Source organism: Marinococcus halophilus, from assembly GCF_900166605.1.
GTDB classification, from domain to species: Bacteria; Bacillota; Bacilli; order Bacillales; family Marinococcaceae; genus Marinococcus; species Marinococcus halophilus.
This window is the reverse complement of the sequence record NZ_FVZD01000006.1, coordinates 1458534-1482867: the sequence shown is the minus strand read 5'-3', so window position 1 is coordinate 1482867 and position 24334 is coordinate 1458534. Positions and strand designations below refer to the sequence as shown.

Below are 24334 nucleotides of genomic sequence, written 5' to 3'. Positions count from 1 at the left end.
TTTATTTTCTATTATGTTTTCAGCCTTCAGGATAACGGCAGCTCCGCTTCCGAAAAATAATACGTCACCATGCCGCCCCGGTACGTCCGTTGCACCGTCTCAAAAGGCGCCACCCGCTCAATCCCGACAATTTTAAACGTCCGGTTCCCTACCGTGACAGCGTCCGCAAGCTCCAGGTCGATATTTAAAAGGCCCACCCGGGCATGCTTTCGAACATGTTCTTTCGTACCAATGTAGAGCACTTCCTCCCGGCGGCCAGGCTCGCTGAAAATGTACACAAACCGTATATACTCCTCTTCCCCTGCTGCTGTTGTACTTTCCCCGACATTTTCGTAGTGGTGCTTTTGCATGTGCAACCAGTCCTCCTTTATGTTCCCTCATTCCGCAAACGCTCTCATATTTACCACCAGTGTCTACATGACCCGGAAAATCCGCATCCCCGTCCGCCTCGGCTTCGCGTTCCCGGACGGGAGCGCTGCCTTCGTCGTTAAAGAGTAGTATTTCCGGAAGACGTGCAGCGTCCACTCCTCGAGGGTAAACACCGTCTTCCTGTCTTCGGGGAGCCTGCTGATGAAAGACAGCCCGTAAAAGTACCGCTTCATCTGCGCCGATGCCTGCAGCGACGGGGTATCAAGTGCGATAAAGACGGCGTGGTTCAACGTCCCGGGAAGCGCATGCTCTGTCATTAACGAGTATTCCTGCCACTCATACGTATGAAAGTAGTACACGTAAAAGGGCAGCAGGCAGGCGATTTCCGAATTGCCCTCCGCTTCTTTCGTTAATTCCGGCAGCGTACGCGGCACATCTCCACATTCATTCACCATTTCCTTCCGGGTAATATGCTTTAATCCATCCGTCATACCGAAACTCCTTTGTGCTTTATTTTCACAGCCGCTTCAGGCTGTAATAGTTTTTACTTATAACTGCTTATGAAACCAGTATAAATTGAAAAGTCCCGGTTGGATGTGAGGATCCTCACACGCAGGAAAGAAAAAATGAGCTAAACTATAGGTATACTAAAAAGCCAGAAGGGATTGATTGCAATGACGCTGCATTATGAACGCATCCTCGTGGCCCTCGACGGATCGGAGGAATCGGAATACGCCCTTCAAAAAGGGGTTGAAACCGCCCTCACCTGCGACAGCGCGCTCGCGTTCTGCTACATCATCGATTACCACAATATCCGCGAGCTCCGCCGGGGGTCGCCGGATCTGTTAAGCGCGTCGGAACGTATCGGCACCGATATTTTAAACCGGGCCAAACAAAGCGCTGAAGACCAGGGCGTGAAAAACGTGCTGACGTTTATGAAGGAAGGCCCTCCCAAAGCATTGATTTCCGGCGAAATTGCCCACGAATTCGGAGCTGACCTGATCCTGTCCGGGGGCTCCGGAGCCGGCACGTTTGAAAAGAGGATTTTTGGAAGCGTTGCCGCGAGCATCGTCCGCCATGCCTCCTGCGACGTCTGGATTGTTAAAAACGAAAAGCCGCCGGCGCCGTACCGCTCCGTGCTGATTGCCGTAGACGGCTCCGAGGTGTCTACCAGCGCCCTCTATGCCGGCCTCGACATTGCGAAACGGGAGAAAAGCCGGGTTCAGGTCGTATATGTGCTGAATACGCCGTTTATCTCCTCGGCCGAATACCATACTGAAGATATTATCCAAATGTACCAAGAACGCGGAAAGGACCTGCTTGAGGAATACCGCAGCCTGAGCGTCGGAGCCGGCATTTCCGCCATTGACTTCTCCGTCGAATACGGCGCACCGAAGGTAGTCATTCCAACCGAGGCCGCCAACAAATTCGAAGCGGACCTGATCGTCGCCGGTTCCTCCGGAATGGGACGCGCTGAACGCCTCTTTCTTGGCAGCGTTTCGGAGAGTCTCGTGCGGCGGGCTGCCTGTGACGTGCTGATTGTGCGAAACGACTATCTGCCGAAATAGTATTGGTTCCAGCCCCTGCGCTGCAAAGACGCAGAGGGCTTTTTCACTGTCATTTTATGACATAGGAATTTTCACGCGTGTATTTTTTTGCAGTTATATTCTGTTGCGCACAGACAACTAAATACACTGTCAGGTTAGTTATTTTCTTTTACTCTGCTTTCTTGTACACTATTACTAATACTAACAACCGCTACTTTTTTCATACATTACGTCCATCTATTTCCTGTTTATATGCTAACCAATTATGCAGCGGGGTGATTCTATTGAAAAAACCATTAACGCTTTTATCCTCCACCCTGGCGCTCACGCTCTTTCTCACAGCATGCAGTGAAGAGCCCGGCCAGGAAAGCGGCAACGAGGCCGCAGAAGAACAAGCGAGCGAGCAACCGGCGGAGAATGAACATACTACAGACCCAAAAGAACAGGCAGAAGAAAATAACGGAAATGCTGATGGACAGGAATCCTCCGGCCGTAAAAATGACGACACGACAGAAGACAATCAGCAACAGGAAGACGCTTCGAACGAGGAAGATGCCAGCAGCACTGAAGAAGCCACCACCGAAAGTACATCGTCCGACAGCAGTGCTGCAACAAAGGAAGACAGCGAAAGTACCGAAGAAGAAGCATCGGCAGACACATCTTCCGCCTCTGATGTTGAAGACACCAACGCGACAGTAACCAACGTCGTCGATGGAGATACAATCGATGTAGAATACGAAGGCGGCGAGGAACGCATCCGCCTCATTCTCGTCGACACTCCGGAAACCAAACACCCGCAGATGGGCGTGCAGCCGTTCGGACCGGAGGCTGCGGAATTTACGACTAGTGAGCTGGACGGCAAAGACGTGCGGCTCGAGCTCGGCGTCGAGGAGCGCGACTATTACGGCCGGCTGCTTGCCTACGTGTTTGTGGACGGGGAAAACTTCAACCAGCAGCTGATTGAGGAAGGACTCGCCCGGGTAGCCGTCTACCCACCAAACACGGAGTACCTCGACGAATTTGAAGCTGCGGAGGCGGACGCACGGTCGGCCGGCATCGGCATCTGGTCGATCGATGATTATGTAACCGACGACGGCTACGAGGAGCAGGACGGTGACGAAGAAACTTCCGAAGATCCCAGTGACTCGGAAGACTCCGGCTCTTCCGGCAGCGAAGAATCCTCTGAAGACGTGTATTATGACAACTGCGGTGCGGCCCGCAATGCAGGGGCCGCCCCGGTCCGCGAAGGTGACCCGGGCTACGGCAGCCATCTCGACCGTGACGGAGACGGCGTCGGCTGCGAAACGTAAATAAAACGAAAAAAGCAGGCCCCGGCAGCGCATGCCGGGCCTGCTTTCTATTGCTGCTGCCGTATTAACTTACCCCTGCGGCAGCACCTCCACGTAGTTTTCATGCGTCGTAATATACGTACCGGAGATGAGCTCAAACAGATCCGAGCGTTCCTTCATCGGGACGCGGCGTTCGATCGTAAACACCTCGCCCTCCGTGACTTTTCCCGCTACGGCACCGCTGTCCCAGGACGGTTCGCTGCGGTAATTCACCTGGCTGGCGACCACCCGCAGCAGGTCTCCCTTTCCGCCTACATTGGTGAGCGGGGCTGCGGTACTGTCGACGACACGCCGTGCCCCGACGTAACGGGACTGCCAGTAGTCGCGCGTCGAATCGGCAAACGCCACGCCGGTGGACCCCTGCGCCCCTAAAAACGTCTGTCCGTCCACGTAAAAGCCGACATGGGTCACTTCATTATGGTTCAGATCCTCTGAGCGGGTGTCCTTCCAGAACAAGAGATCGCCGGTCCGCAGATCCTCCTCCGCAATAGGCGTCCCTGTTTCCGACTGGCTGGCTGCGGTCCGAGGAATAATTTCCCCGGTTACATACTCGATCACGTAGCGGACAAAGCCGCTGCAGTCAAACGTATCCGTGCCGTCGCCGCCGAATTCATACGGCGTGCCGAGATGATCCTCCCCGTACGTAATCAGCTGATGCCCCAATGCTTGTGCCAATGCTCATCATCCTTTCCTGAAGCGAATAGGTGCCGGCTTTTTGCCGCCCTGTACAGTAAAGGAACCCGGGCCTCCTTTTTTACAACCATCCACCGAAAATTTTTTAATCGATGAAAAAAGCACCCGCCCGCAGGCAGATGCTCGCTGTTAAATAAAGTTGACGCTGACGCTGGTTACTTTTTTGCACTCCACTTCGGTGTTGAACCATTCGCTGAAGGCCTCGGACATTTTCAGGTCCTGCTTTTTGCCTTTTTTCAGCTTTTCAATAATTTCATCCACGCTCGGGGTCTCGTTGGACTTCGGCACAATCAGCCGGTCCCCGTCTTCGATGAAAAAGATAATAGATGTATACATAACGATCCCTCCCAAATTTATAACACCGCCACCTATTTTACATTTAATCCGGGGAAACGACCACCGGGGAGAATAAAATTACGCCGGCGCGGTCATATTTGTCCCGCCCGGTGACGGTCCCAGCTGCACACGAACAGCTCCTCCGCATCCCACAGGTCGCTTTCATGATGCCACCCCGACCGGACCGGGGTGAATTTCGCGTAGTACCACTGCGGCCCTTTATGGCGGTTTTGAAGTATCACTTCGCCCCACTGCTGCCTCGCCTCGCTGAATACGCGCGTTCCCGGTTCATAATACATCGCCATCGCCCCTTTACGCTTTATTTTTCCACTGCATGCCCAAAAGGCAGCTTCCGGACACCTTTGACAACCCCCTCCTCGAATTCCCTGTGGTACAATAGGCTTAACAAATCACGGGAGGCAGGACACGATGGCTTCGATAATTGCTGCTTTCATTGTCATTTACATCGGCTGGGTGACTTATGCCAGACAGAAAAAGGAAAAGCAGGACTGACCCCGGAGCTTTGCCGTTTCACGTTGAACATGAACGAAGATACCGTCCCAACAGGTCCAGGAGGGGATGCTCGATGGGAGTCTTTCTGATTAGTGTCGATTTAATCAACAATACGAAAACCAGCAATTATGACAACCTGTTTGATTTGATTACCCAATTGGCCAATCACGATAAAGCAAGACTGGTTACCCGGAACGTCATCGTGTTTGAAAGCCTTCGGGAGGCTGCGGAAATCCGTCAGGCGGTGGATGCGTTATTAAAAGGGTTAAAAATCAGCAACGAAATTTCCAGGTATCATTTCATTATAAGTAAAATCGATGAGCTGGAATTCAAATCGAAGGAAGCATATTTTCTAAAAAAGATAAAACAGGACAATCACCTGTAATTGCAGAGGGGTATGCCGAGTATCCAGGGGGGAATTTCATGCAGAAAAAACATAAATGGCGCCGGCTGCCCGGGTTCCGGTCCGGTGCAAGATGGAAGGCTGTTACGGCTTTCATGGTTTACCTGGGTCTTTTGATTGGTATCGCCGCAGCGTTATTTGCGGGCACCCCAATAAATGACCCCGGCGAGGAGGAAGCTGCCCCTGCAGAAACAGAAGCGGCCAAAGATAATACGGCGCTAAAAAGCTGCAGCGACTTCGAGGACGATCAGCAGCTGTATGCCTACTGGACGGAGCACAAGTTCAGCTCTGAGAATGACCCGGGCGGCCTTGATTCGAATCATGATGGCGTGCCGTGCGCCGTTTTATCCGAAAAGATGGAGGATGAGTTCACGGCATACGAAAAAGAACAAACCGGGGGAGCCTCCGAACTGGACATTCCTTCCTATACGCTGCACAAGGGCGAAAATACTAATTACAATGACACTGTTTATGTAAATTATTATGTGATTCCGGACGCAGCGCCCACTTCCATTGATGAAACTGTTATCGACACCATCAGTGACGAAGTGATCATGGACATAAAGAAAAAAGAAGAGTTCCATCTGCTGACGATCAACTTTGTCGACGCCAAAGAAGCGATCGATTACGGCGGGTATGTTTACGGGAAAACAGATTACTTTCCTCACGGAGACATTGAGGCGGCCGAAAACGATGAGCCCGGAGACTACAGCAACCACGAAATCGACACAGTGTATGGCTCCATTAATAACGAAGGACTGCCGAAGCAGGAGGAAAACTACCCGACAGACAAAGAACTGGACATGTATTTTTACTGGGCCGGGCCGGCGTACGGGCAAAGTACTGATTCGGGCAACAGCCCGGTGGAAGCCACCGCAGACAAATTCAACGTTTCCAAAGAAACGGTCGAGCAGGCTGTTCAAAAAGCCAGCAATCGTTAACAGCGCCGTCTGCAGCAGACAGAAACTTCTTTTAATATTTTTTATATTATTTCTATCCAAGGACTCATTAATGAATACTGTTCATCCGATAAAGTGCTTGTGGGATGAATATTTCATCCCGCTCCTGAGCCTGGCCCCGTATTCCCCGCGGGGCCCTTTTTTATAACAGGATAGGCTCAATTTGTAAAAAAGGACTATTGCCTCGTGATTTTATGATGAAAGCGCTTTATTATAGAGCATGTACCACTTTTCTCATATCCTCTTCTTGGTGGAAGATGATAGTACATGGCGAAAGCATATCCCCTCAGCTAGCTCTGTGTGCGCACAGAGCCTTTTTTAATTCTACACAAAAAGGCAGCCCGAACAGGACTGCCGGCTTGTACTCACTATTCCAATAGATAGCTTTGAAAGGTATACGCCAGGATTTTGTCCAGATCATTCTGTTCCAGCTCTTTGCCGCCCGGGGCATCAATCTTCCATGTGCTCTCCTCTGTATTTAATGAATACAATGCTTCAAACGGCTTTTCCCCGCCTGCAATTTCCGTGTTATGCCGATTGGTCTGGAAAACGGCTTTTGCAGTGCATTCGCCGGTGGGACTTCTGTCAAATTCCACCCGAAGATTCGTCGGCTCCTCCGCAGTATTGGTGTGATCCTCGCCGCCATATTTATATATGACAGCCGCTTCGCGAGCCGCCTTTGTTTTATTCACAGGCACGTTATGATCGTTTTCGAGCGTATCGCTGGAACGGTTCAGTCCTTGTTCGAGCTCCTCTATCTTTGCATTTATTTCTTCCTCGTTCATTTAAATCCCTCCTGCTGCTAGTAGTGGCCACTATAGCCTTTAACCGCCAGGGGGAAACCTTTATTTATTACAAACTAAAAAGCACCCGCCCTGGAGGCAGATGCTTTACTGGATTCATGCTTTTATGTGCTGATGTCGACGTATTCCACTGTATTCTCGCCTATGCCGTCCACTTTCTTAGCACTTATATGACCCTCGGCAATCAGTTCGTCAAAGGCTTCTTCTTCCCGGCCCAGTGACGCTTCAATTGATTGTCCTTCTTTAACCGACTTTGCCTGCTGCAGTAAGTGTTCCTTCAGTTCATCCATACAAAAGACCTCCTTTATTAATAAGTGATCCAGATACCTGAACTAATGGATTGGGATTAATATTCCCACATTCCAAAAGCATAAAACTTATAGCGATAAAAGATGGAGTGGATGCCCCAAAATCCAAAAATCATTTTAGTTAAATTTATAGCCCTCCCTACAGGCTTTCCCCAACCCAAAATGATGCCCACACTTCATTTATTTATTTCTTTCCCCTCCCCTTAAAGGAATTTATACAAAAAGCATGAAGATATAAATAGTAGTATTATAAATAAACGAATGCTTTTGTATTTAGTACAGGCTGGAGGGATTCGGTGCAAAAGAAAATGATGCTGCTCATCCTGGGAGTTTCTGTCAGTATTTTTTCTGCGGGGTGTAGTCTGGGGGAGAATGCTTCCCCGGAGGAGGAGAACAACGAGCAGGAAGCCTCTGAAGAACCATACAGTAATAATACAGAGGAAAGCTCTGCCCCGGAGGAATCAGTGGCCCAGCCTCCTGAAGAAAGCGATTTCGACGAGAATTTAAAGAACGCAGCTGAGCCGTATTACGAGGGGATGCAAGAAAACACCCCTATCGTGATAGAGGGAAAGATCACTCATGAATATTCGCCCGGTGAGAATTTTAACCCTTACGACGAACGCGTTTATAGAATGTATGCACCTTCAGGGGAGAAAAATACTTTTTTAGTCACAGCCCCAGAGGACAGCTACCTGAAGGTGGGGGTAACCATAGCGGTGTACGGCGGCTTCGATGGTTTTGCTCCTGATACGGAAGTCCCGCTGGTTTTGGGAGACGTTGCGGAGGATAGTGATATTGAGATTGAAAACGAGCCGGCGCAGGACAGCCAGCTTGAAACGTCAGAATAAAGAATATTGAGTAAAAAGTATTACAATGTATGAAAAAAGTATGAAAAAATAATTGCCAATTGATAGTGCCAATGGTAAAATTAACCTCGTTTCATTACATATGTAGGAGGTTCAATTTTATGGGAAAAATGTTTAAAGGCTGTTTGACAGGCATCGGCGCCCTCGTCTTGGTGGTCATTATTATTATGATCATTGTGATGGCTACTGGCGGAGACGGAGAGGAATCGTCTGGCGACAGCAGTAACAATGAAAGTTCTTCAGAAGAAAGTAACGCGTCAGAAGATGGAGGTTCTGAGGAAGAAACGTATGGCACCGGTGAGGAAGTTCAGGTTGGAGACGTGACTTATGTCATTAATGGCATGGAAACGACCGAAACAGTAGGTTCTGATGGCTTAGAAACAGAAGCTGACGGTACGTATATTCTTGTCGATGTAGAAATCACAAATAATGGTAGTGAAGCTATTACTGTAGACGAGTCTTACGTGAAATTACTAAGCGATGGTAATACCTACGAGCCAGACTCTGAAGCTTCTGGTTATGCTAATGAAGACGGTATGGGATTGTTCTTAGAGCAAATCAATCCTGATTCTACTTCTAGCGGCGTGATCGCCTTTGATGTAAATGAAGAAGTCGCTGAAGCAGATGATCTTCAAGCGCAAGTTCAAGAAGGTATTCTTGGAAGCAATTCTGCAACAGTTAATTTGACCGAATAAATTAGGGTCTTACTCCAACAGAAAAATTATTTGCTAATACAAAAATCCCTGCAGCCATAGTGACTGCAGGGATTTCGTTATTTCAATGCATACATGCGATGATCTCCTCTATCCCTTAAATTTCTTCACCCGCCATTGATAAACAAGTTTGATTATTAAAGCTATGATTAGCGGAATTGCAGAGAACGACGTAGCTTTCCAATTGGTGGAATCAAATATAAAATTCAAGCTGAACATAATGAAAAAGAGTATCAGGAAGATATATACGGTGTTTGTAATAATTCTGTTGATGCGTACCAGCCTTGGTGTTTCCTCCTCAGAATTTTCCTGGTAGTGCGGAGCTATAAATAATCCAATGATAATCCCTCCGATAGTATGACCGGCAACAAAGGTTTCATCGAACTCCCCATCGAATATGTAACCCACAATAATACTAATAACAAGAAACGTACTGCCGTAAAGCGCCGTAAGCCTGATCCTTCTTTTCATGAAACCACCCCACTATATATTCATCTATCCCCTAATTTTTGGATGGCCTAACTCGATTTTAATTGAATGCCTCTTTATCATCGATTTATTTCTTCGCTTATTTAAATTTCTGAGAAACACGAGTTTTAGAACCGTAAAAAACGGCAATTCCTTTTTCATAAGAACATAATGAAAGGAAGGTTAAAGATGTTTCAAATGATGATTCCCGTCGTTATTCTGCCTCCCAGAAATAAATAATTTTACATTCTGTTTGCTAAAATAATAAAAAGATTTAACATACGTTTTTATCAGTTCACCTATAAATTATGCTTCCATCGCCAGTTTCTGCCTTTCAAATTTCCGTTCCGCTTCTTTAAAGCGCTCCAAGTTCCTTTGCACTCGCTCCCTTCGCAGCTGTTCTTCCGCTTCGTTCAGTTTTCTCCCATGCATTACAACCCCGCACGCTGGCATCATTTAATACACTCCTTTGAGTCGGTAGTTTAAGTCATTCTTCGGCCCGGTGATCGTCACCAGGAAGGATTTACACATCTGCACGATTCGGGACGCGAGCGCGTCATCCACCTCCACGAGCTCTTCCATGATCAGCTCGGTGGAAACGAGAATCGGCAGATGATTTAGATACCGGTGATTAATCACGGCGTACATCTGCTCAATCTGCCAGGCCGTCGCCCGCGGCACCCGCTCGTGCCCGTCTTTCGTCCACTGCTTCACCGGCTTGAACAAATCATCGATAAACAGCACATCCGCCTTTTTCAAGCGCTCCATTTTCCGCTCCAAAAGATTAAAGTCGTCCCGCAGGTCGTTGAACCCTTCCACGTAAGGAAAATACTGAACGGATACGCCCTGCTGCTGTCCGCCCTCCTCCTCGAGCTTTTTACGCTGCATCAGGTTGTTGCTGAGCGCCGTCAAAATATGCGTTTTACCGCAGCCCGGAACCCCCATGATCAGCATGCTGTTCTCCCGCTGCTTCCGGAGCTCCTGGTAAGTGCTGTAGTAGGCGAGCGCGGCTTCTTTCATACTCGCTACCTGCGGATCCACGTTATCGGTCTGAAACTGCCCGAAGGTGACGTTTCGGAAGCTTTCAGTGATCTCACTGAATTGAAGCAGCCGCTGCGTCCGGCGCTCGCGAATACATGAGCAGATAACCCATTTTTCGACTCCTTCCACCTTTTCCAGCCAGCCGGTCTGGTCTTTACATACCGGACACTGGTAATCAGCTTCCCGGCCGGTACCATCCGTTACCGAGAGTGGATTGCTTTTCATTTCCGCTGATTTCTTTTCGAGACTGGCGAGTACCTCTTGCATGCCTTGGGCTGCTTCTTCCATGTCGGCGTGCCTCCTTCTGCTGTTTTTTCGTTTTTTCGTAGTTCTCTACATCATCAAGTGTGCGACATCCGAACCGCTGCCAATCATTCAGGATCTGCTCAGCGTATTTCAGGCTGCGTCCGCCCTGAAGAATGGTGATCTCTAAGGCCCGAAGCACAACCTCCGGGGAAAGCGCCTCACCCCAATCATCCAGCCGCTCCCGGTGATAGGCTGTCATTATTCCGCTAAAATTCTCTTGGTAAAACGGAACAACGCTGACGAAGGCCTGTCGACTACTGTTTAATTCATTTGTGGAATTCAACTGCAAATCATCTGTTATGGAATCCGACACTTTGTCCGAATCCGGGTTAGTGACAGACTGTTCGGATGGATTTGCACATTTTGCCGTAATGGAAGCAAGCATTTTGTCGTAATCCAGCGCATAGTGCAGCGTTGGTGCCCCGTTCGCCTTTTTCAGCTTGGTGGTGACCAGCTCTTTGTTGACCAGCTTATCGATCGACCCTTTGATTTTGCGCCGGGTTAATCCCGTTTCTGCCTCCCATTCCCCGTAGCTTTTATAAAAGAAGCCGTCGGTACGCTTCGTTTTGTCAGCGTAGAACACAAGCTGATTTAAAACGAGCGCCGTATTCAGATCGCCCTCCAAATATTCGATAAAGATACGCGGCACCGTGATGATGCTGTCCTGCCCGCTCATTTTCTTCATGATGGCCCGCAGTTCCTGATGCTTGCTCACGCTTTTCACCTCTTTATAAATTTCAAAGAAAACGTTTATTTTTCGTCTTCTCCACGTTGTATATTGTCTGGAAGGTTCATTTCGGGGGACGAAAAATTATTATATAAGGTGAACTTTTTTATAACTGCTTCATACGACCTTCCTGCAATTGAACACAAAAAACCCGCTACTCGGTTTCGCAGCGGGCGTCTCCTGCCTTTTTCCACATCGCATCGATGATGGGTAATTCGCTCAGGCGGGTGATGATATATTCTTTTTGGCGGTACGTTTGAATGCTGTGAAATAATTCCTCTTCGGTATCAAACGAGTAAATATCTTCTCCGTAATACGCATTGACGATTTCCTTGTACGCTCCAATGAGAATTTCATTGGTTTTTCCGCGTTTAATGTAAGCAAAGTTGCTCATTTTATCACCTTCTGCTTACACACTACCATAGTATTCTAACTTTTCATAATTACATTTATTTTACAAAGTTCGGCTTCTCCAGCTGTTGCTGCAGCTCCTCCACACGCTCGGTGTATTCATCGTGCGGAACCTCACCTTTATCGTACTCTTCCTCCAGCGCCAGTTTCTCCGTAATCAAATGTGCTTTATTCATTTTTTATCATCCCTTATTTTTTTATGTATCCTTCTCTACCTCTTTATACAGGGGAAGCAAACGTCTAAATGCGTATTTGGGATGAAAGTCATGTAAAAAACAATGGGCACACTAAGACTTATAAATTCTTTGCTAATTTTATGTTTTATGGAGAATTTCCTCAACGCATAAAAAGTTCTCCAAAGCGTTACAATTATAATAGTGACTTATATCTTTACAAAGCCTGGTAAATGAACTCCTTCTTCCATGATTGGGATCACAGCTAATGACGTTTCTTCTTTTGTGAGCACTACAGAGTTGCCGTTAAACCTCGTTACCTCATATACTTTTCCACTGTCCCTATCGCGGTACGTATCTCCTACTTGAATTTTTTCTGTCATTTTAATCCCCCCTAAGGTAATAGTCTTGCCATTCTATAAGTTTAACTTTCGTTAATTCTAGAAGATTTCCTTCTATTTTTTTACATTAATTTATAAAAAAGGATGACCATAAAAGCGTAAGGTTACCAATAAGCAGCTGCATCCCCCTTCAATCAACTGAGGCACGTTTAATTTCTCCCTCCGTCAGTTGCTGCTTCTTCTCCTGCCGTTTCTTTTTCATAAATACCTCTTAACAAAAAAGGAAGACATCAAATCACAGCGTTGCGTCGTCGTTCAATGTCCTCCAGTGGGCTGGTAGAATTTCACCTTATAGTTTTTCAATTTCTTGAGTTATATTTTGTTCAAGTTCTTTACGTCTTGTAATTAGGGACGTTTTATAAAATGAAAATATAATATAAAACACAAAAAACCCTCCAGCCATTGCGGCTGAAGGGTTTTTTCGATTTTAGTACGTGGAGAGGAATTGCTCTCTTTCCCAAGGGTGTACCTGGCTGCGGAACATGTCCCACTCGATTTCTTTTGCTTCGGCGAAGTGCTCGATGGCGTGCGGGCCAATGGCGTTCACAAGAACTTCGTCGTTCAGCAGGTGCTGAAGCGCTTCGTTCAGGTCTGCCGGAAGGTCCTCGATGCCGAGCTCTTCGCGTTCTGCTTTTTCCATCACATAGATGTTGCGGTCTGTCGGCTCTGGAGCCTCGAGCTTCCGCTTGACGCCGTCTAAGCCGGCTGCGAGCATTGCTGCAATCGCAAGGTACGGGTTCGCTGCCGGGTCCGGGCTGCGCGTTTCGATACGCGTGCTCATGCCGCGGGAGGACGGAATACGCACGAGCGGGCTGCGGTTACGCAGGGACCACGCAACGTATACTGGTGCTTCGTAGCCCGGCACAAGACGCTTGTAGGAGTTGACGATTGGGTTCGTCAGCGCCGTGAACGCCTTCGCGTGCTCAAGAGTACCTGCTAAGAACTGCATAGCCGTTGTGCTCAGCTGAGAATCGGTCTTCTTGTCGTAGAACGCGTTCTCTTTGCCTTTGAACAGGGACATGTTGCAGTGCATGCCGGAGCCGTTTACGCCGAACAATGGCTTTGGCATAAAGGTGGCGTGCAGGCCGTGCTTACGCGCGATCGTTTTAACCACGAGCTTAAACGTCTGGATGTTATCGCAGGCCGTGATGGCATCTGCGTATTTGAAGTCGATTTCGTGCTGTCCCGGCGCCACTTCGTGGTGGGAAGCTTCGATTTCAAATCCCATGTCTTCAAGCTCAAGCACGATATCGCGGCGGCAGTTTTCGCCGAGGTCGGTCGGCGCAAGGTCAAAGTAACCGCCCTTATCGTTCAGGGTTGTGGTCGGCTCGCCTTTTTCATCGTTTTTGAAAAGGAAGAATTCAGGCTCCGGTCCAATATTGAAGTCGGTGAAGCCTAATTTCTCTGCTTCTTTAAGTACACGCTTCAAAATACCGCGAGGGTCGCCCTCAAATGGTGTTGGATCCTGGCCAGGTTTGCCCGGCTCATATATGTCACAAATTAAACGTGCGACTTTACCTTTTTCCGGGGTCCATGGGAAAACAATCCATGTGTCAAGGTCCGGATAGAGGTACATATCGGATTCTTCAATACGCACAAAGCCTTCAATGGAAGAACCGTCGAACATCATCAGGTTGTCCAATGCTTTATCCAGCTGGTCCACCGGGATTTCCACGTTTTTAATAATTCCTTGCAAGTCAGTAAACTGAAGGCGGATAAACTTAACGTTTTCCTCTTCTGCAAACTTTAAAATGTCTTTTCTCGTGTTTGCCATGTTAATTGTGACTCCTCTCTAAAACTGGAATTGTGAATTATTAGATCTTTCCCCCGGCCGCAGCCGGGAAAAAGTTAATCCTGCTGTTAGTCGAAAAACCGCGACAGCTGTCCCTGAATCATGGACGGACGCGAGTATTTGCCTGCCATCATCACTTCCTTGCGGAGGTGCTTGCGCAGTTCGCGGTCGGTCATATCATGACTTCTTGGTGCCGAGGGCTGCTTTGGTTCCTCGGAATACGTTTTTAACTCATAGATTTCCTTGATGCCTGAAAGGTTCACGCCCCGCTCCATCATCGCTTTGATTTCAAGCAGACGATCCACGTCGCGGAAGGAAAACAACCTCTGGTTGCCTTCGGTCCGTGTCGGAAACACCAGGCCGTGTTCTTCGTAGTAGCGAATCTGCCTTGGGGTGAGTTCCGTCAGCTTCTGGACGATCCCAATCGGAAATAAAGGGGTATTCCGGCGTACATGATCATTCATGCGTTACGCCCCCTTTCATTGAAACTAAGTATATCCTACATGATGTAAGCTTTTCCGTCAAGTTCATGTAAGCTATTTTTACATCAAAATTTTCAGAACTTATTGTTTCTTTTCTATTTTCACTTATTTCCAGGTAAATGTACAGAAAAAGCAGGCCCTCTTTCGGAGGACCTGCCCGTCTGTCGCTTATTGGATCGTTTTTAACGCTTCGCTAACGGCAATTTTCACGTGCGCATACGTTAATCCGCCCTGCACGAAGGCCGTATACGGCGGGCGGATCGGCCCGTCGGCGGAAAGCTCGATGCTTGAGCCCTGGATGAACGCGCCGGCGGCCATGATCACCTCATCGCTGTAGCCGGGCATCGCGCTCGGCTGCGGCGTGACGCCGGAGTCGACCGGGGAATACTGCTGCACCGCCTGGCAGAACCGGATCATTTTGTCCCGGTCGCCAAACTGCACGGACTGGATCAAATCGGTCCGCTCCTCCCCGGAGGCCGGCGATGCCTGCAGGCCGGCGTCCTCCATCAGCGCCGCGGTCAGTACTGCTCCCTTGTGGGCTTCCGCGACGACATGCGGCGCGAGAAACAGTCCCTGAAACATCTCCTGGAGCATGCCGAGCGTCGCTCCGCCTTCGAGGCCGATGCCGGGCGCGGCAAAGCTTGCCCCCGCCTTTTCAACCAGGTCGCTCCGCCCGGCAATATAGCCCCCGGTGCGGGTAATGCCGCCGCCCGGGTTTTTAATGAGCGAGCCCGCCATCAAATCCGCGCCGATGTGGCCCGGCTCAGAGGTCTCCACGAACTCCCCGTAGCAGTTGTCCACAAACAGCACGATCTCCGGGTACGCCTGTTTCAGCTCCGCCATGTACTCCTTCATTTCCTCCAGGCCGATCGAGGGACGGTCATCGTACCCGCGCGAGCGCTGAAACGCAATCACCTGCGTCTCCGGCGTGACCGCCTCGTGCACGGCACCCATGTCCACGCAGCCGCCGGCGAGCGGCACCACGTCGCAGCCGATGCCCCATTCGTTCATCGTCCCTGCTTCGCTGCCGTTGAGGCCGATGACCGTCTTCAGCGTGTCGTACGGCGTGCCGGTGGCATACAAAAGCCGTCCGCCGGGACGCAGCGCCGCAAACAGCGCCGTGCTGATCGCGTGCGTCCCGGAAATAAACTGCTGGCGCACGATGGCCGCCCCGGTACCGAACACATCGGCATACACCCGGTCGAGCACCTCGCGCCCGGTGTCGTCGTAGCCGTAGCCGGTAGAGTGCTGGAAATGAAACGCCGACACGTTGTGCTTCCGGAAAATGTCGAGCACCCGCTGCTGGTTCACAAGCTCCCGTTCCGCAATTGCTTCAAGCTGCGGCGCAATCCGGCGCTCGGCCTGCTGCAGCTGCTTTTGTTCCATCATCTCACGTGTCATCGGGCCCCGGCATCTCCTTTAGCATACTGCTTGATTTCCCGGTGGATGGCCTGGTCGCTCTGCACATAACCGGAAAGGATCCAGCTTTCGTTTTCTTCATCGAGCGTTTCCTCGCGCACGACCGTTTCATGCTTGAACCGCTGCATTACGTGCCCGTCGGCGAGCGGAATTTCCACCTGGTACGGCTGAAGCTGCTCAAGCAGCAAGCTTTCCATCGATTCCCGCAAACGCTCCACGTCTTCGTTCTTCCGGGCCGAGATAGAAATCGAGGGCTTGTCCGCCGCTACGACCAGCTCGTCTTCAACGGCGTCGCGCTTGTTTACGACCGTGAGCGCCGGAATATGGCTTGCTTCAAGCTCCTTTAACAGTCCGCGTACTGTAGCCGCCTGCTCGGCCGCCCGCGGGTGCGAGCCGTCCATCACATGGATCAGCACGTTTGCTTCCTTCACTTCTTCAAGCGTCGCCTGAAACGCCGCAATCAGCGCGGTCGGCAGGTCCTGAATGAACCCGACCGTGTCGGTCACAAGCACCTCGAGGCCTGACGGCAGCTCCACCCGGCGCGTGAGCGGATCGAGTGTCGCAAACAGCGCGTTTTCCTCGAGCGTGTCCGCTTCGGTGAGCGCGTTTAAAATCGTGGATTTGCCGGCGTTCGTGTAGCCGACGAGTGCAAACTGCAGCACGTTCTTTTCCTTGCGCCGTTCGCGGTATTGGTCGCGCCGGTTTTTGACCTGCTTGAGCTTTCTGCGGATATCGTCCATCCGCTTCTGGATATGGCGCCGGTCGGTTTCAAGCTTCGTTTCCCCGGGGCCGCGTGTGCCGATTCCGCCGCCGAGCCGGGACAGCGATTCGCCCTGCCCGCGGAGGCGCGGCAGCATGTAGTTCAGCTGCGCAAGCTCCACCTGCATTTTCCCTTCATTTGATGCCGCACGGCCGGCGAAAATATCAAGTATCAGCTGGGTGCGGTCAATGATGTACAAACCGGTCTGGTTCGTAATTGTGGAAATCTGGCCGGGCGAGAGCTCATCGTTAAAGATCAAAAGATCCGCTCCCTGCTCTTCGGCGGTCGCCACCGCTTCCTCGAGCTTGCCTTTCCCGACATACGTTTTCGAATCAAGCGAACGCCTGCTCTGCGTCAGCACAGCCGTAACCGTGCCGCCCGCCGTCTCCACCAGCTGTTCAAGCTCGGTGAGAGACGCTTCAAACGTCGCTTCATCGGTATCATCTTTGTGTACCGCAATTAGTACAACCCGTTCTTTATCTACCTGTTGGTTCTCAAAATCCTGCAATAGTTTAGATCCTCCTGTTTTTCCTGTCCTCTACATACTATAATATGGGTTAAGTGCCAAACAAACAAGCCGCGATGCTTAAACGACATACGAAGCAGGAGGGATGATGATGAATTTGCAACCCGAGCTGCTTCCGGACGGCATGCAGGCCTTTCTTTTCTTCCTGCAGTCCCGGGGGCGCAAACTGAGTACGCTGAAGCGCTACGAATACGACCTGGCCGACTTTCACCGGTTCATCGATGTGGTGCTCGACGGTGAAGAAGCGGCTGTCACCCCTGGAGATATTGCCACCTATTTTCATATTCTCGTCGAGGAGCGCCACTACCAGCTGCGGACGCTCAAACGCATCCAGACCGTGCTCGTCCGCTACTTCCGCTTTCTGCGCGACACGCAGCGGATTGCCTCCAACCCGATGGCGGAGCTGCCGGTCGACGACAGCGTCTGGAACGTGCTACAGGAAGAGGAGCTGATCACCCCGAAGGAAATGAAGCAGCTCATGGATACGCTCGAGTCCGACTCCGGGCTGTCCGACAAGCAGCAGGCCGTGCGCCCGATGCTCGCTCCGCGAAACATTGTGATTTTAAAGCTGTTTTACGACTACGGGCTCCGCATGCACGAGCTCGCCTCCATCCGGATCGAACACCTGCACTTGACCCGCGGCGAGCTTGACATTACCGAGGGCAACCCGCGGACGCTCCAGCTGACGAAGGAGCTGCAGAAGCAGCTGTACTATTACCTCGACGTGATCCCGCAGGCCGTGCGCCCATCCTTTGACGGCGAACCGCTGTTTGTCGCATTTGACTTTCAGCGCCAGACGTACCGCTGGAGCTATGAAAACGACCAGCCGAAAAATTTAACCGAGGTGGCGATCCAGAAAATGATCCGCGAGGAGCGCAAGCGCGCCGGGATTGAACGGGCGATTTCCGCCACCCATTTCCGCAACAGCTACATCGTGCGAGAGCTCGAAAGCGGCGTGTCGCCGGAAGCACTGATGGACCGGCTCGGCCTGCAGTCGATGCTCACGCTCACCAAATACATCCGCTACGTGAACGAAGAAGCTGCCGGCTGAGCTGGCAGCTTCTTCTCCATTTAACGTTCCCGGTTTTGTTCCTGCTTTCTTTCTTCTTCCCGTTCCCGCTGCACCTGTTTTTTCCGTTCCAGCTGCCGGTGGCCGTAGGTACCGGTAAGCACCGTCTCCTCGTTTTCCAGCCCGGCCCCAAGCGCCCCGATACAGGTTGCAAGCGACGCTGCCAGCCAGGCCAGCGACAGGTAGTACGGAAATTCGACATTTTGCCCTACGCCTAAGTTGGACTGCAGCATCGACGTTGGAATAAACAAAAATACGGCCAGGAAAAACAGCAGAAACAGGATACAGTAGTAGCATATCACCCCGAACCCGATCGTCAGCACCGTTGCTGAATTATACAACCGCCTGATGCTTCTGGACCGGTTTGTCGAAGGTCTTTCAAGGAGCCCGTGAGCGAGAAGCATCCAGACGGTTAATGAAGTTAAGGCTACGACCATTAAGGTGATGGAGCGTCCCGGCCCGTAGGCTGCCCCGAGCTGCCAGAGAGTAGGAAATATTAGCGCATAGGCACCGGTGGCAAAGGCGATGGCGATTACACTCTTAAAGGCCGTAAACACCTTTACCGGGTTGTTCGCCCGCGCCATTCCCGTGACCACCCGGGAATACCCGTTAATGTTCGGACGGGCTACGTACCGTGTATCAGACGTGTCATTGCTTTCATCCGGGCGAATGCGGTACACCGGGGCGATCCGTTCAATCAAACTGTCCCCGAGCAGCTGCCGGGCCCCGGTATTTCGTACATATTTCCCTCTTGAACTGCCCATGGAAGACTGTTTTTCTTCCTGGCGGTCCCGGGCTTCGTCGGAGCTGCCGTGATGCATTTCGCTCGTTAATTGAAGCAGCGATTCGCGTACCCGGCGCATGATTGGAAGCGCACCGAGCGTCGGGATCGACAGCTGGGCAATCCCGCGCTCCACGTTGGCCTCGGCAACGAGAAAATCCTCGTCCCGGAACAGCGGCAGATCCGTCAGGCAAATCACATAATCCCAGCCACGCCGGTCCTTAAGCGTTTGGGCCTCTTCGAGAATAGCGGCCGCTTCCTCGGCAGAGCCCGTTAATGAGTCCACTACCACCTTAATGTCCCAGGCGTACTCATCATCTACCTCTTGCGAAAACAGTTCGGCAAGCTCCGGGTACAGCACATCAATCGTTTCAGACGCGGCTCCCGGCGCCGGAACAAGGCCGACAATGAGCGACGGCTCTGCGGCATGTTCAGCAGCGCTCTCCGAAGACTCGTCTTCCGGCTTCTTTATATTATTCTCCTGATCGTTCGGTGGAGACATGTTCTTACCTCCTTGGTTCAATAAATGATATATATCATAAAAAATAAGCCGAAAAAGGGCGCGTTCCCTTTCCCGGCTTATTAGCAGGCATTTCTCCTCTAATTACTGCCAGAGTTATATCGTTCGTTTTCGTAAACACTTTTTTTAATAATGCTTCATTCGCATGGGTCTAACTTATACGTTCCCGGACTTTCCTGGCTTTAAACGTCTGTCACGGCGCCCCTGCACTGACATAAGGGAAATAAACCGGCGGGCGGTCTTTGAAACCCTGTATGTTTTCAATCCAGATGGATCGTGAATAGCACATACTACATATATTTCACGTGCCCGCATTAACAAGGAGGGGTTTGATGTATGAGGACATTTTAAATACTACGGCCCACCGGCGCACAAGCCTCCCACGCGGGCCGTGGGTGATGAGCCAGCGGTGGAGTGACATGCTGTTTCTGCATTGTCCGGTGCGCGCAGGGAAAGTTGAGCAGTATCTTCCCCCAGGACTTGAACTGGATACATTTGACGGTGAGGCCTGGATAACGATCCTGCCATTTCGGGTCACCGATATGCACATAAGAAGCCTTCCCTCTTTTCCTTACCTGCATAAGTATTTGGAGCTGAATGTGCGTACGTATGTCCGGCGAGGCAGCACCCCCGGCATTTTCTTTTTCAGCTTAGATGCCGACAAGCTGTTAAATGTTCTGGGAGCGCGTCTGGCATCGCTTCCGTACTATTATGCTTCTATGCGTATGCATAAAGAAACTGAAGCCTTCCACTGCACCAGCAGACGCCGCAGGAAAGAAGCTTTTTATTTCGAAGGCACCTACCGGGCATCGTCTGACGCTTACTGCCCGCTGGAAGGGACGCTGGATCACTGGCTGCTTGAACGGTATTATGCCTGGTCGTCTGTAAAAAACGGTTTGGTCGAAATAGGCATTCACCATACACCCTGGGAAGTACAGGATGCCCAGGCAGATGTGCAGACGGTCTCACTTCCTCCATTGGCAGCCGATGAATTGGCTCTGTCCCGTATGAAGTGCCACTTCGCCCCAGAAAAACGGGCCTTGTTCTGGTCCGGGAAACGGATTTTGTTTCAACGATAATAACGGAAACAAGCGCTCAGGCTTCATTAAAAAGCGCTCCGGTAAAATCATGAAGCTTCATTGCGCGGGGCTTTTCGGGCTTTGATATAGATTACCCGTTGTTTTATGTGAGAGCCGATTCGAGTGTATGAGGCTGCTATTTTGGGTATAAGGAATCTAATCGGCGTCCAAACAAATAACGCCCGTAAATGCTCCGCAACTTTTAGTAAAGCTACCCAGGACGCCAGTCCACTATAAGTATTCATTCCAACAAATCATATAGCTTTATGGCCAAGAAAAGAGAACAAAAGCTGTTTTCGGGTCATTCCTCCCAAAGGAGAGGGATGGCCCTTTTAGTTTGGCTTCAATCTTCAGAAAAAGTATGGTCATCGACCGTGAATAACTGTTTATACTCCTTTCCGTGATGGTTTCACTCTATTCTACAGCTATATTAATTCTCAAAGGAGAAATGAAACAAGATGAATCAAACACTGCTTGGTGCACTATGTTTATCCCTAGCTGCAGGCATTTGGGGCGGTATGTTTGTTGCGAGTAAATACGTATTGGACTATATTCCTCCGTTCAGCCTAATGGTGATTCGCTATCTCATTGGCTGTACAGTGCTGTTTGCCATTCTGCGGTGGAGCCGCATACCCCGCCCAGCCAAAACAAGAAGCGACTGGCTGCTGCTTGGCTGGATCGGCTTTATCGGGTACCTGGTGACCATTTCGTTTCAGTTTATCGGAGTCGATCTGGCAGACGCGCACACAGCATCGCTTCTGACAGCGACGACGCCGGTCTTTCTCGTGCTGTTCGCCAGAATCATTTTGAAAGAAGCCATCACTGTCCAAAAGCTGGTCGCCCTGCTTTTAGCAAGCGCTGGCGTGGTCATCGTCATTGAATGGAATGCCGGCATGGGAGCGTATTTGCTCGGGAGCCTGATTCTGGTGATGGCAGCTATTTCCTGGGCTCTTCTGTCGGTTTATGTAAAACGGGCGTCGGCTAAATTTTCCTCTGTTGAAATTACTGCCTACGGCATCTTTTTCGGAATGCTTCTAACGATTCCTTTTGCAGGATGGGAGCTTCAGGCCACCGGTCTGGCCGTCCCAAATATAATGGTTTTCTCCGGCGTGTTATACCTGGGCATCGTTTCGACCGCAGGCGGTTTCTTTCTCTGGAACAAAGGCATGCAGCTGATGGAAGCCGGTGTTGGTTCATTGTTTTACTTTTTTCAGCCACTGGCCGGAGCTGTTCTTGACTGGCTGCTGCTTGGTGAAGCGTTGACGATCCATTTCTTTCTCGGCTTTTTATTGATAATGGCTGGCATTGCCGTGATGACTCTAGGTGTTCCCGCAAAATTGGTTTCATCCTGGTATAGAGGCCAGGGCAAGGACTGATTACAAAAGCAGCAAATAAATGCATAAAGAACCCCCCAAGCATTACGTTTCTACGTGAATACTGGGTACAATGCTTTTCGCCGGCTGCTTGCTCCTTTGCTGTAAATAAATGTTTATATACTTGCATACAGCCTCTGTGACATCGTCCGCAGCAGGCTTTTTTACTGTTCATTGGCTGCTGTATTCATAAAATATGTCATCGTTTTTATATGGGCCGCAGCCTTTCTTGGTAAACCATTTCCTCTTTCGCTGCTGCTTTTGCCTTTCACGCCAGGCATTTACGGGGAAATTAAATGTCTGCACGAAAGCTTCGCCTTGCAGTCATTATTATTTTTGTATGTATTTAGTCGTGAGTAAATACTGAAGGACTTTGTGATGATGCAATTACCTATTTTGCTTGTATACTGGTAATTATAGAGGTACTAAGACCCTGGTATTTTTTACTTTATTAATGTATCCATAATTCATTTATTTTGCTATTTCCGCTTGCCGGCAATTTTGAATAATTACTGAAAGGAGCACGTTATATGGACGTCTCGGCACGTACCCGCCCGGTTGAACCTTTTCAGGCAGGACAATACTCTCTCGTCCGTTTCGTGTACCTTGCTGCAAATACGGAGGAGCCGAACAAGCTGTGGTTTATCGGCAGCGCCATGGAGCTTCAGGAGGAGCTTTTTCTGGAGCATTATACCGAGGTCAGCTTTGAATTAGGAGATGAAATCCGTTTCCGGCAGCGGGTGATGAACGTGGTAGCCATTGAATCTGTCCCCCTCGCTGCGCCTGCTGCCTATGGGGAAAAAGAGAGATTGATTACGTACTATGTCGCCTCGGAACACTTCCCTCTCATGTAGTCCCTTCCTAAGCTCTTTTGTACCGCCCTGCTGTATTGTTCCTGTCATGAAGCCTGTATTCTATAAATGGAGGTGCATGATGAAACAGTTAATTAGGCATATACACAAAGCCGCCCGCTCGTATTCTGTGGTTGATTTTGGTGTGCTGAAAATCTGCTTATTTACCATCGGTCTCTGGACAGGCATTTTGTACGCACGGCGCCTGCATGCAAAGCTTCGGTGGATCCAGGCTGCCTCTCTCACTTCCTTTGTTTATGTTCTCTATACTACGTTCCGTAAATTGTGCAGCGGGGAAAAAGAAAGGAATGAATCCTAATGCCTCTTCCCTACCGCCGGATACTCGTCGCCCTCGATGGTTCACAAGAATCAAAAGCCGCCCTGTCTAAAGGCATTGAGACGGCTCTTGCCCACGGCAGCACGCTCGCCCTTTGCCATATTGTTGATTACCACAGCATCAAAGAACTCAGGAAACAGTACCCGGATTTAATGCTTCACGCCCTGAACAAGCAGGGAAGCGCGATCATTACCCATGGGAAAGAAACAGCCGAAAACGCCGGCATTCACCATGTCCGCATTTTCATTAAAGAAGGTCTCCCCAAAACCGTTATTGCCGGAGACATTGCAGCATCGTTTCAGCCCGATCTGATTATTGCCGGCAGCTCCGGGGCCGGCACCTCCGGGAAAAAGCGCTTCGGGAGTGTCTCTGCCGGAATTGTCCGCCGCGCTTCCTGCGACGTCTGGATTGTTAAAAACAGTAACACCACAGCCGTGTACCGCTCGCTGTTAATTGCCGTCGACGGCTCGGACGCCTCAAAAAGTGCCTTTCATGCCGGAATGAGCATGGCAGCCAGGCTCCAGAGCCGCACGCAGGTCGTTTATGTGCTGAACACCCAGTCATTATCATCGCTTGAACCCTATACAGAAGACATCATCAGCGTGTACCAGGAGCGAGCCGGCGAATTACTCCAGGAATACCGCGCATTAAACAAACTGGAAAACTATGATCTTACCTCTGTGCACTACTCGGTGGAATACGGGACGCCGAAATCGATGATCCCCGAAGTAGCAGCCAGCAAATATCAGGCGGATCTGATTGTTGCCGGGGCCTCCGGCATGGGTCGGACCGAGCGGTTTTTGCTCGGCAGCGTTTCTGAAAATACCGTCCGCCGGGCCTCCTGTGACGTGCTCATCGTGCGGAATAATCACCGTCCAGGACCGTGAGCCCCCCTCCCTAGGTTCCTACTTTAATTTTTTTAAGCCGATCCCCTTTCCGAGGGGATTTTTGTTTGTCAT

Annotated in this window: 31 protein-coding genes; 12 read left to right on the top strand and 19 right to left on the bottom strand. The window is 50.3% G+C overall.

The features are described 5' to 3' along the window. Window positions 1–26: 26 nt before the first annotated feature. Both B5066_RS13550 and B5066_RS13545 read right to left on the bottom strand, forming a co-directional pair. Window positions 27–350: a hypothetical protein gene (locus tag B5066_RS13550; protein WP_079476433.1), complete on the bottom strand. Its 324-nt coding sequence runs from the start codon at window positions 348–350 to the stop codon at window positions 27–29. A 63-nt stretch (window positions 351–413) separates the two neighbouring features. Next, on the bottom strand, window positions 414–860 hold the full coding sequence (locus tag B5066_RS13545) for a hypothetical protein (RefSeq protein WP_079476432.1): 447 nt from the start codon (window positions 858–860) through the stop codon (window positions 414–416). A 183-nt stretch (window positions 861–1043) separates the two neighbouring features. On the opposite strand from B5066_RS13545, the gene B5066_RS13540 reads away from it, so the two are divergent. Together B5066_RS13540 and B5066_RS13535 are read left to right on the top strand one after the other, a co-directional pair. After that, window positions 1044–1937 (top strand): universal stress protein, encoded by an 894-nt coding sequence (locus B5066_RS13540; protein ID WP_079476431.1) that lies wholly within the window; start codon window positions 1044–1046, stop codon window positions 1935–1937. Window positions 1938–2200: 263 nt separating this feature from the next. Next, the gene (locus B5066_RS13535) at window positions 2201–3226 is read left to right on the top strand and encodes a thermonuclease family protein (RefSeq protein WP_079476430.1); all 1026 of its coding nucleotides are present in this window, start codon (window positions 2201–2203) and stop codon (window positions 3224–3226) included. Between the two features lie 69 nt (window positions 3227–3295). Here B5066_RS13535 and B5066_RS13530 read toward each other — a convergent pair whose 3' ends face one another. The 3 genes from B5066_RS13530 to B5066_RS13520 all read right to left on the bottom strand — a co-directional run bounded on the left by B5066_RS13530 (window position 3296) and on the right by B5066_RS13520 (window position 4593). After that, window positions 3296–3940: a C40 family peptidase gene (locus tag B5066_RS13530; protein WP_079476429.1), complete on the bottom strand. Its 645-nt coding sequence runs from the start codon at window positions 3938–3940 to the stop codon at window positions 3296–3298. Window positions 3941–4087: 147 nt separating this feature from the next. Beyond that, window positions 4088–4294: a hypothetical protein gene (locus B5066_RS13525; protein WP_079476428.1), complete on the bottom strand. Its 207-nt coding sequence runs from the start codon at window positions 4292–4294 to the stop codon at window positions 4088–4090. Window positions 4295–4386: 92 nt separating this feature from the next. After that, entirely contained in the window at window positions 4387–4593 is a 207-nt protein-coding gene (locus tag B5066_RS13520; protein WP_079476427.1) for a hypothetical protein, read from the bottom strand. Window positions 4594–4880: 287 nt separating this feature from the next. Between B5066_RS13520 and B5066_RS13515 the strand changes: the two genes are divergently transcribed. Beyond that, the gene (locus B5066_RS13515) at window positions 4881–5192 is read left to right on the top strand and encodes a hypothetical protein (RefSeq protein WP_079476426.1); all 312 of its coding nucleotides are present in this window, start codon (window positions 4881–4883) and stop codon (window positions 5190–5192) included. A 38-nt stretch (window positions 5193–5230) separates the two neighbouring features. Beyond that, complete coding sequence (locus B5066_RS13510; protein ID WP_079476425.1) at window positions 5231–6151, top strand: hypothetical protein; 921 nt, start codon at window positions 5231–5233, stop codon at window positions 6149–6151. A gap of 386 nt (window positions 6152–6537) precedes the next feature. Here B5066_RS13510 and B5066_RS13505 read toward each other — a convergent pair whose 3' ends face one another. Continuing rightward, window positions 6538–6954, bottom strand: a complete 417-nt coding sequence (locus B5066_RS13505; RefSeq protein ID WP_079476424.1) for a hypothetical protein — start codon at window positions 6952–6954, stop codon at window positions 6538–6540. 122 nt (window positions 6955–7076) lie between these two features. Continuing rightward, window positions 7077–7262 (bottom strand): hypothetical protein, encoded by a 186-nt coding sequence (locus B5066_RS13500; RefSeq protein WP_079476423.1) that lies wholly within the window; start codon window positions 7260–7262, stop codon window positions 7077–7079. 314 nt (window positions 7263–7576) lie between these two features. Here B5066_RS13500 and B5066_RS13495 point away from each other — a divergent pair, with 314 nt between their 5' ends. Both B5066_RS13495 and B5066_RS13490 read left to right on the top strand, forming a co-directional pair. Next, window positions 7577–8128 carry a hypothetical protein gene (locus B5066_RS13495; RefSeq protein ID WP_079476422.1) on the top strand — a complete coding sequence of 184 codons (552 nt, stop codon included), beginning with the start codon at window positions 7577–7579 and terminating at the stop codon, window positions 8126–8128. A 119-nt stretch (window positions 8129–8247) separates the two neighbouring features. Further along, window positions 8248–8841, top strand: a complete 594-nt coding sequence (locus B5066_RS13490) for a DUF4352 domain-containing protein (protein WP_179124116.1) — start codon at window positions 8248–8250, stop codon at window positions 8839–8841. A gap of 108 nt (window positions 8842–8949) precedes the next feature. On the opposite strand, the gene B5066_RS13485 is transcribed toward B5066_RS13490, so the two are convergent. The 11 genes from B5066_RS13485 to hflX form a co-directional block, all read right to left on the bottom strand. After that, complete coding sequence (locus tag B5066_RS13485) at window positions 8950–9330, bottom strand: hypothetical protein (RefSeq protein WP_079476420.1); 381 nt, start codon at window positions 9328–9330, stop codon at window positions 8950–8952. A gap of 303 nt (window positions 9331–9633) precedes the next feature. Then, window positions 9634–9783: a hypothetical protein gene (locus tag B5066_RS16840; protein WP_179124115.1), complete on the bottom strand. Its 150-nt coding sequence runs from the start codon at window positions 9781–9783 to the stop codon at window positions 9634–9636. Further along, a complete protein-coding gene (locus B5066_RS13480; RefSeq protein WP_244897373.1) occupies window positions 9784–10656 on the bottom strand; it encodes a DnaA ATPase domain-containing protein in 873 nt (290 codons plus the stop codon). Then, window positions 10544–11389 (bottom strand): DnaD domain-containing protein, encoded by an 846-nt coding sequence (locus B5066_RS13475; protein WP_079476418.1) that lies wholly within the window; start codon window positions 11387–11389, stop codon window positions 10544–10546. Before B5066_RS13475 ends, B5066_RS13480 begins: the two co-directional genes overlap by 113 nt. Window positions 11390–11555: 166 nt before the next feature. Continuing rightward, entirely contained in the window at window positions 11556–11795 is a 240-nt protein-coding gene (locus B5066_RS13470) for a hypothetical protein (protein ID WP_079476417.1), read from the bottom strand. Window positions 11796–11850: 55 nt separating this feature from the next. Next, window positions 11851–11988, bottom strand: a complete 138-nt coding sequence (locus B5066_RS16835; RefSeq protein WP_158219135.1) for a hypothetical protein — start codon at window positions 11986–11988, stop codon at window positions 11851–11853. Between the two features lie 206 nt (window positions 11989–12194). Beyond that, entirely contained in the window at window positions 12195–12368 is a 174-nt protein-coding gene (locus tag B5066_RS16830) for a hypothetical protein (protein WP_158219134.1), read from the bottom strand. A gap of 445 nt (window positions 12369–12813) precedes the next feature. Beyond that, a complete protein-coding gene (gene glnA, locus B5066_RS13465; RefSeq protein ID WP_079476416.1) occupies window positions 12814–14160 on the bottom strand; it encodes a type I glutamate--ammonia ligase in 1347 nt (448 codons plus the stop codon). A gap of 86 nt (window positions 14161–14246) precedes the next feature. Beyond that, window positions 14247–14642, bottom strand: coding sequence for a MerR family transcriptional regulator (locus tag B5066_RS13460; RefSeq protein WP_079476415.1), 396 nt, complete (start codon window positions 14640–14642; stop codon window positions 14247–14249). A 186-nt stretch (window positions 14643–14828) separates the two neighbouring features. Beyond that, complete coding sequence (locus B5066_RS13455; RefSeq protein ID WP_079476414.1) at window positions 14829–16061, bottom strand: methionine gamma-lyase family protein; 1233 nt, start codon at window positions 16059–16061, stop codon at window positions 14829–14831. Then, entirely contained in the window at window positions 16058–17347 is a 1290-nt protein-coding gene (gene hflX / locus B5066_RS13450; protein ID WP_079476413.1) for a GTPase HflX, read from the bottom strand. Before hflX ends, B5066_RS13455 begins: the two co-directional genes overlap by 4 nt. A gap of 109 nt (window positions 17348–17456) precedes the next feature. Here hflX and B5066_RS13445 point away from each other — a divergent pair, with 109 nt between their 5' ends. After that, a complete protein-coding gene (locus B5066_RS13445; RefSeq protein ID WP_179124114.1) occupies window positions 17457–18416 on the top strand; it encodes a tyrosine-type recombinase/integrase in 960 nt (319 codons plus the stop codon). Window positions 18417–18436: 20 nt separating this feature from the next. Here the strand turns inward: B5066_RS13445 and B5066_RS13440 are convergent, their stop codons facing one another. After that, window positions 18437–19717 carry a hypothetical protein gene (locus B5066_RS13440; RefSeq protein WP_079476411.1) on the bottom strand — a complete coding sequence of 427 codons (1281 nt, stop codon included), beginning with the start codon at window positions 19715–19717 and terminating at the stop codon, window positions 18437–18439. Window positions 19718–20067: 350 nt separating this feature from the next. Between B5066_RS13440 and B5066_RS13435 the strand changes: the two genes are divergently transcribed. The 5 genes from B5066_RS13435 (at window position 20068) to B5066_RS13415 (ending at window position 24262) form a co-directional block, all read left to right on the top strand. Then, complete coding sequence (locus B5066_RS13435) at window positions 20068–20814, top strand: YqjF family protein (RefSeq protein WP_079476410.1); 747 nt, start codon at window positions 20068–20070, stop codon at window positions 20812–20814. A gap of 458 nt (window positions 20815–21272) precedes the next feature. Continuing rightward, entirely contained in the window at window positions 21273–22190 is a 918-nt protein-coding gene (locus B5066_RS13430; protein ID WP_079476409.1) for a DMT family transporter, read from the top strand. A 527-nt stretch (window positions 22191–22717) separates the two neighbouring features. Beyond that, the gene (locus B5066_RS13425; RefSeq protein WP_079476408.1) at window positions 22718–23041 is read left to right on the top strand and encodes a hypothetical protein; all 324 of its coding nucleotides are present in this window, start codon (window positions 22718–22720) and stop codon (window positions 23039–23041) included. A 79-nt stretch (window positions 23042–23120) separates the two neighbouring features. Further along, on the top strand, window positions 23121–23357 hold the full coding sequence (locus B5066_RS13420; protein WP_079476407.1) for a hypothetical protein: 237 nt from the start codon (window positions 23121–23123) through the stop codon (window positions 23355–23357). Next, on the top strand, window positions 23357–24262 hold the full coding sequence (locus tag B5066_RS13415) for a universal stress protein (RefSeq protein ID WP_079476406.1): 906 nt from the start codon (window positions 23357–23359) through the stop codon (window positions 24260–24262). Before B5066_RS13420 ends, B5066_RS13415 begins: the two co-directional genes overlap by 1 nt. The last annotated feature ends 72 nt before the right edge of the window (window positions 24263–24334 follow it).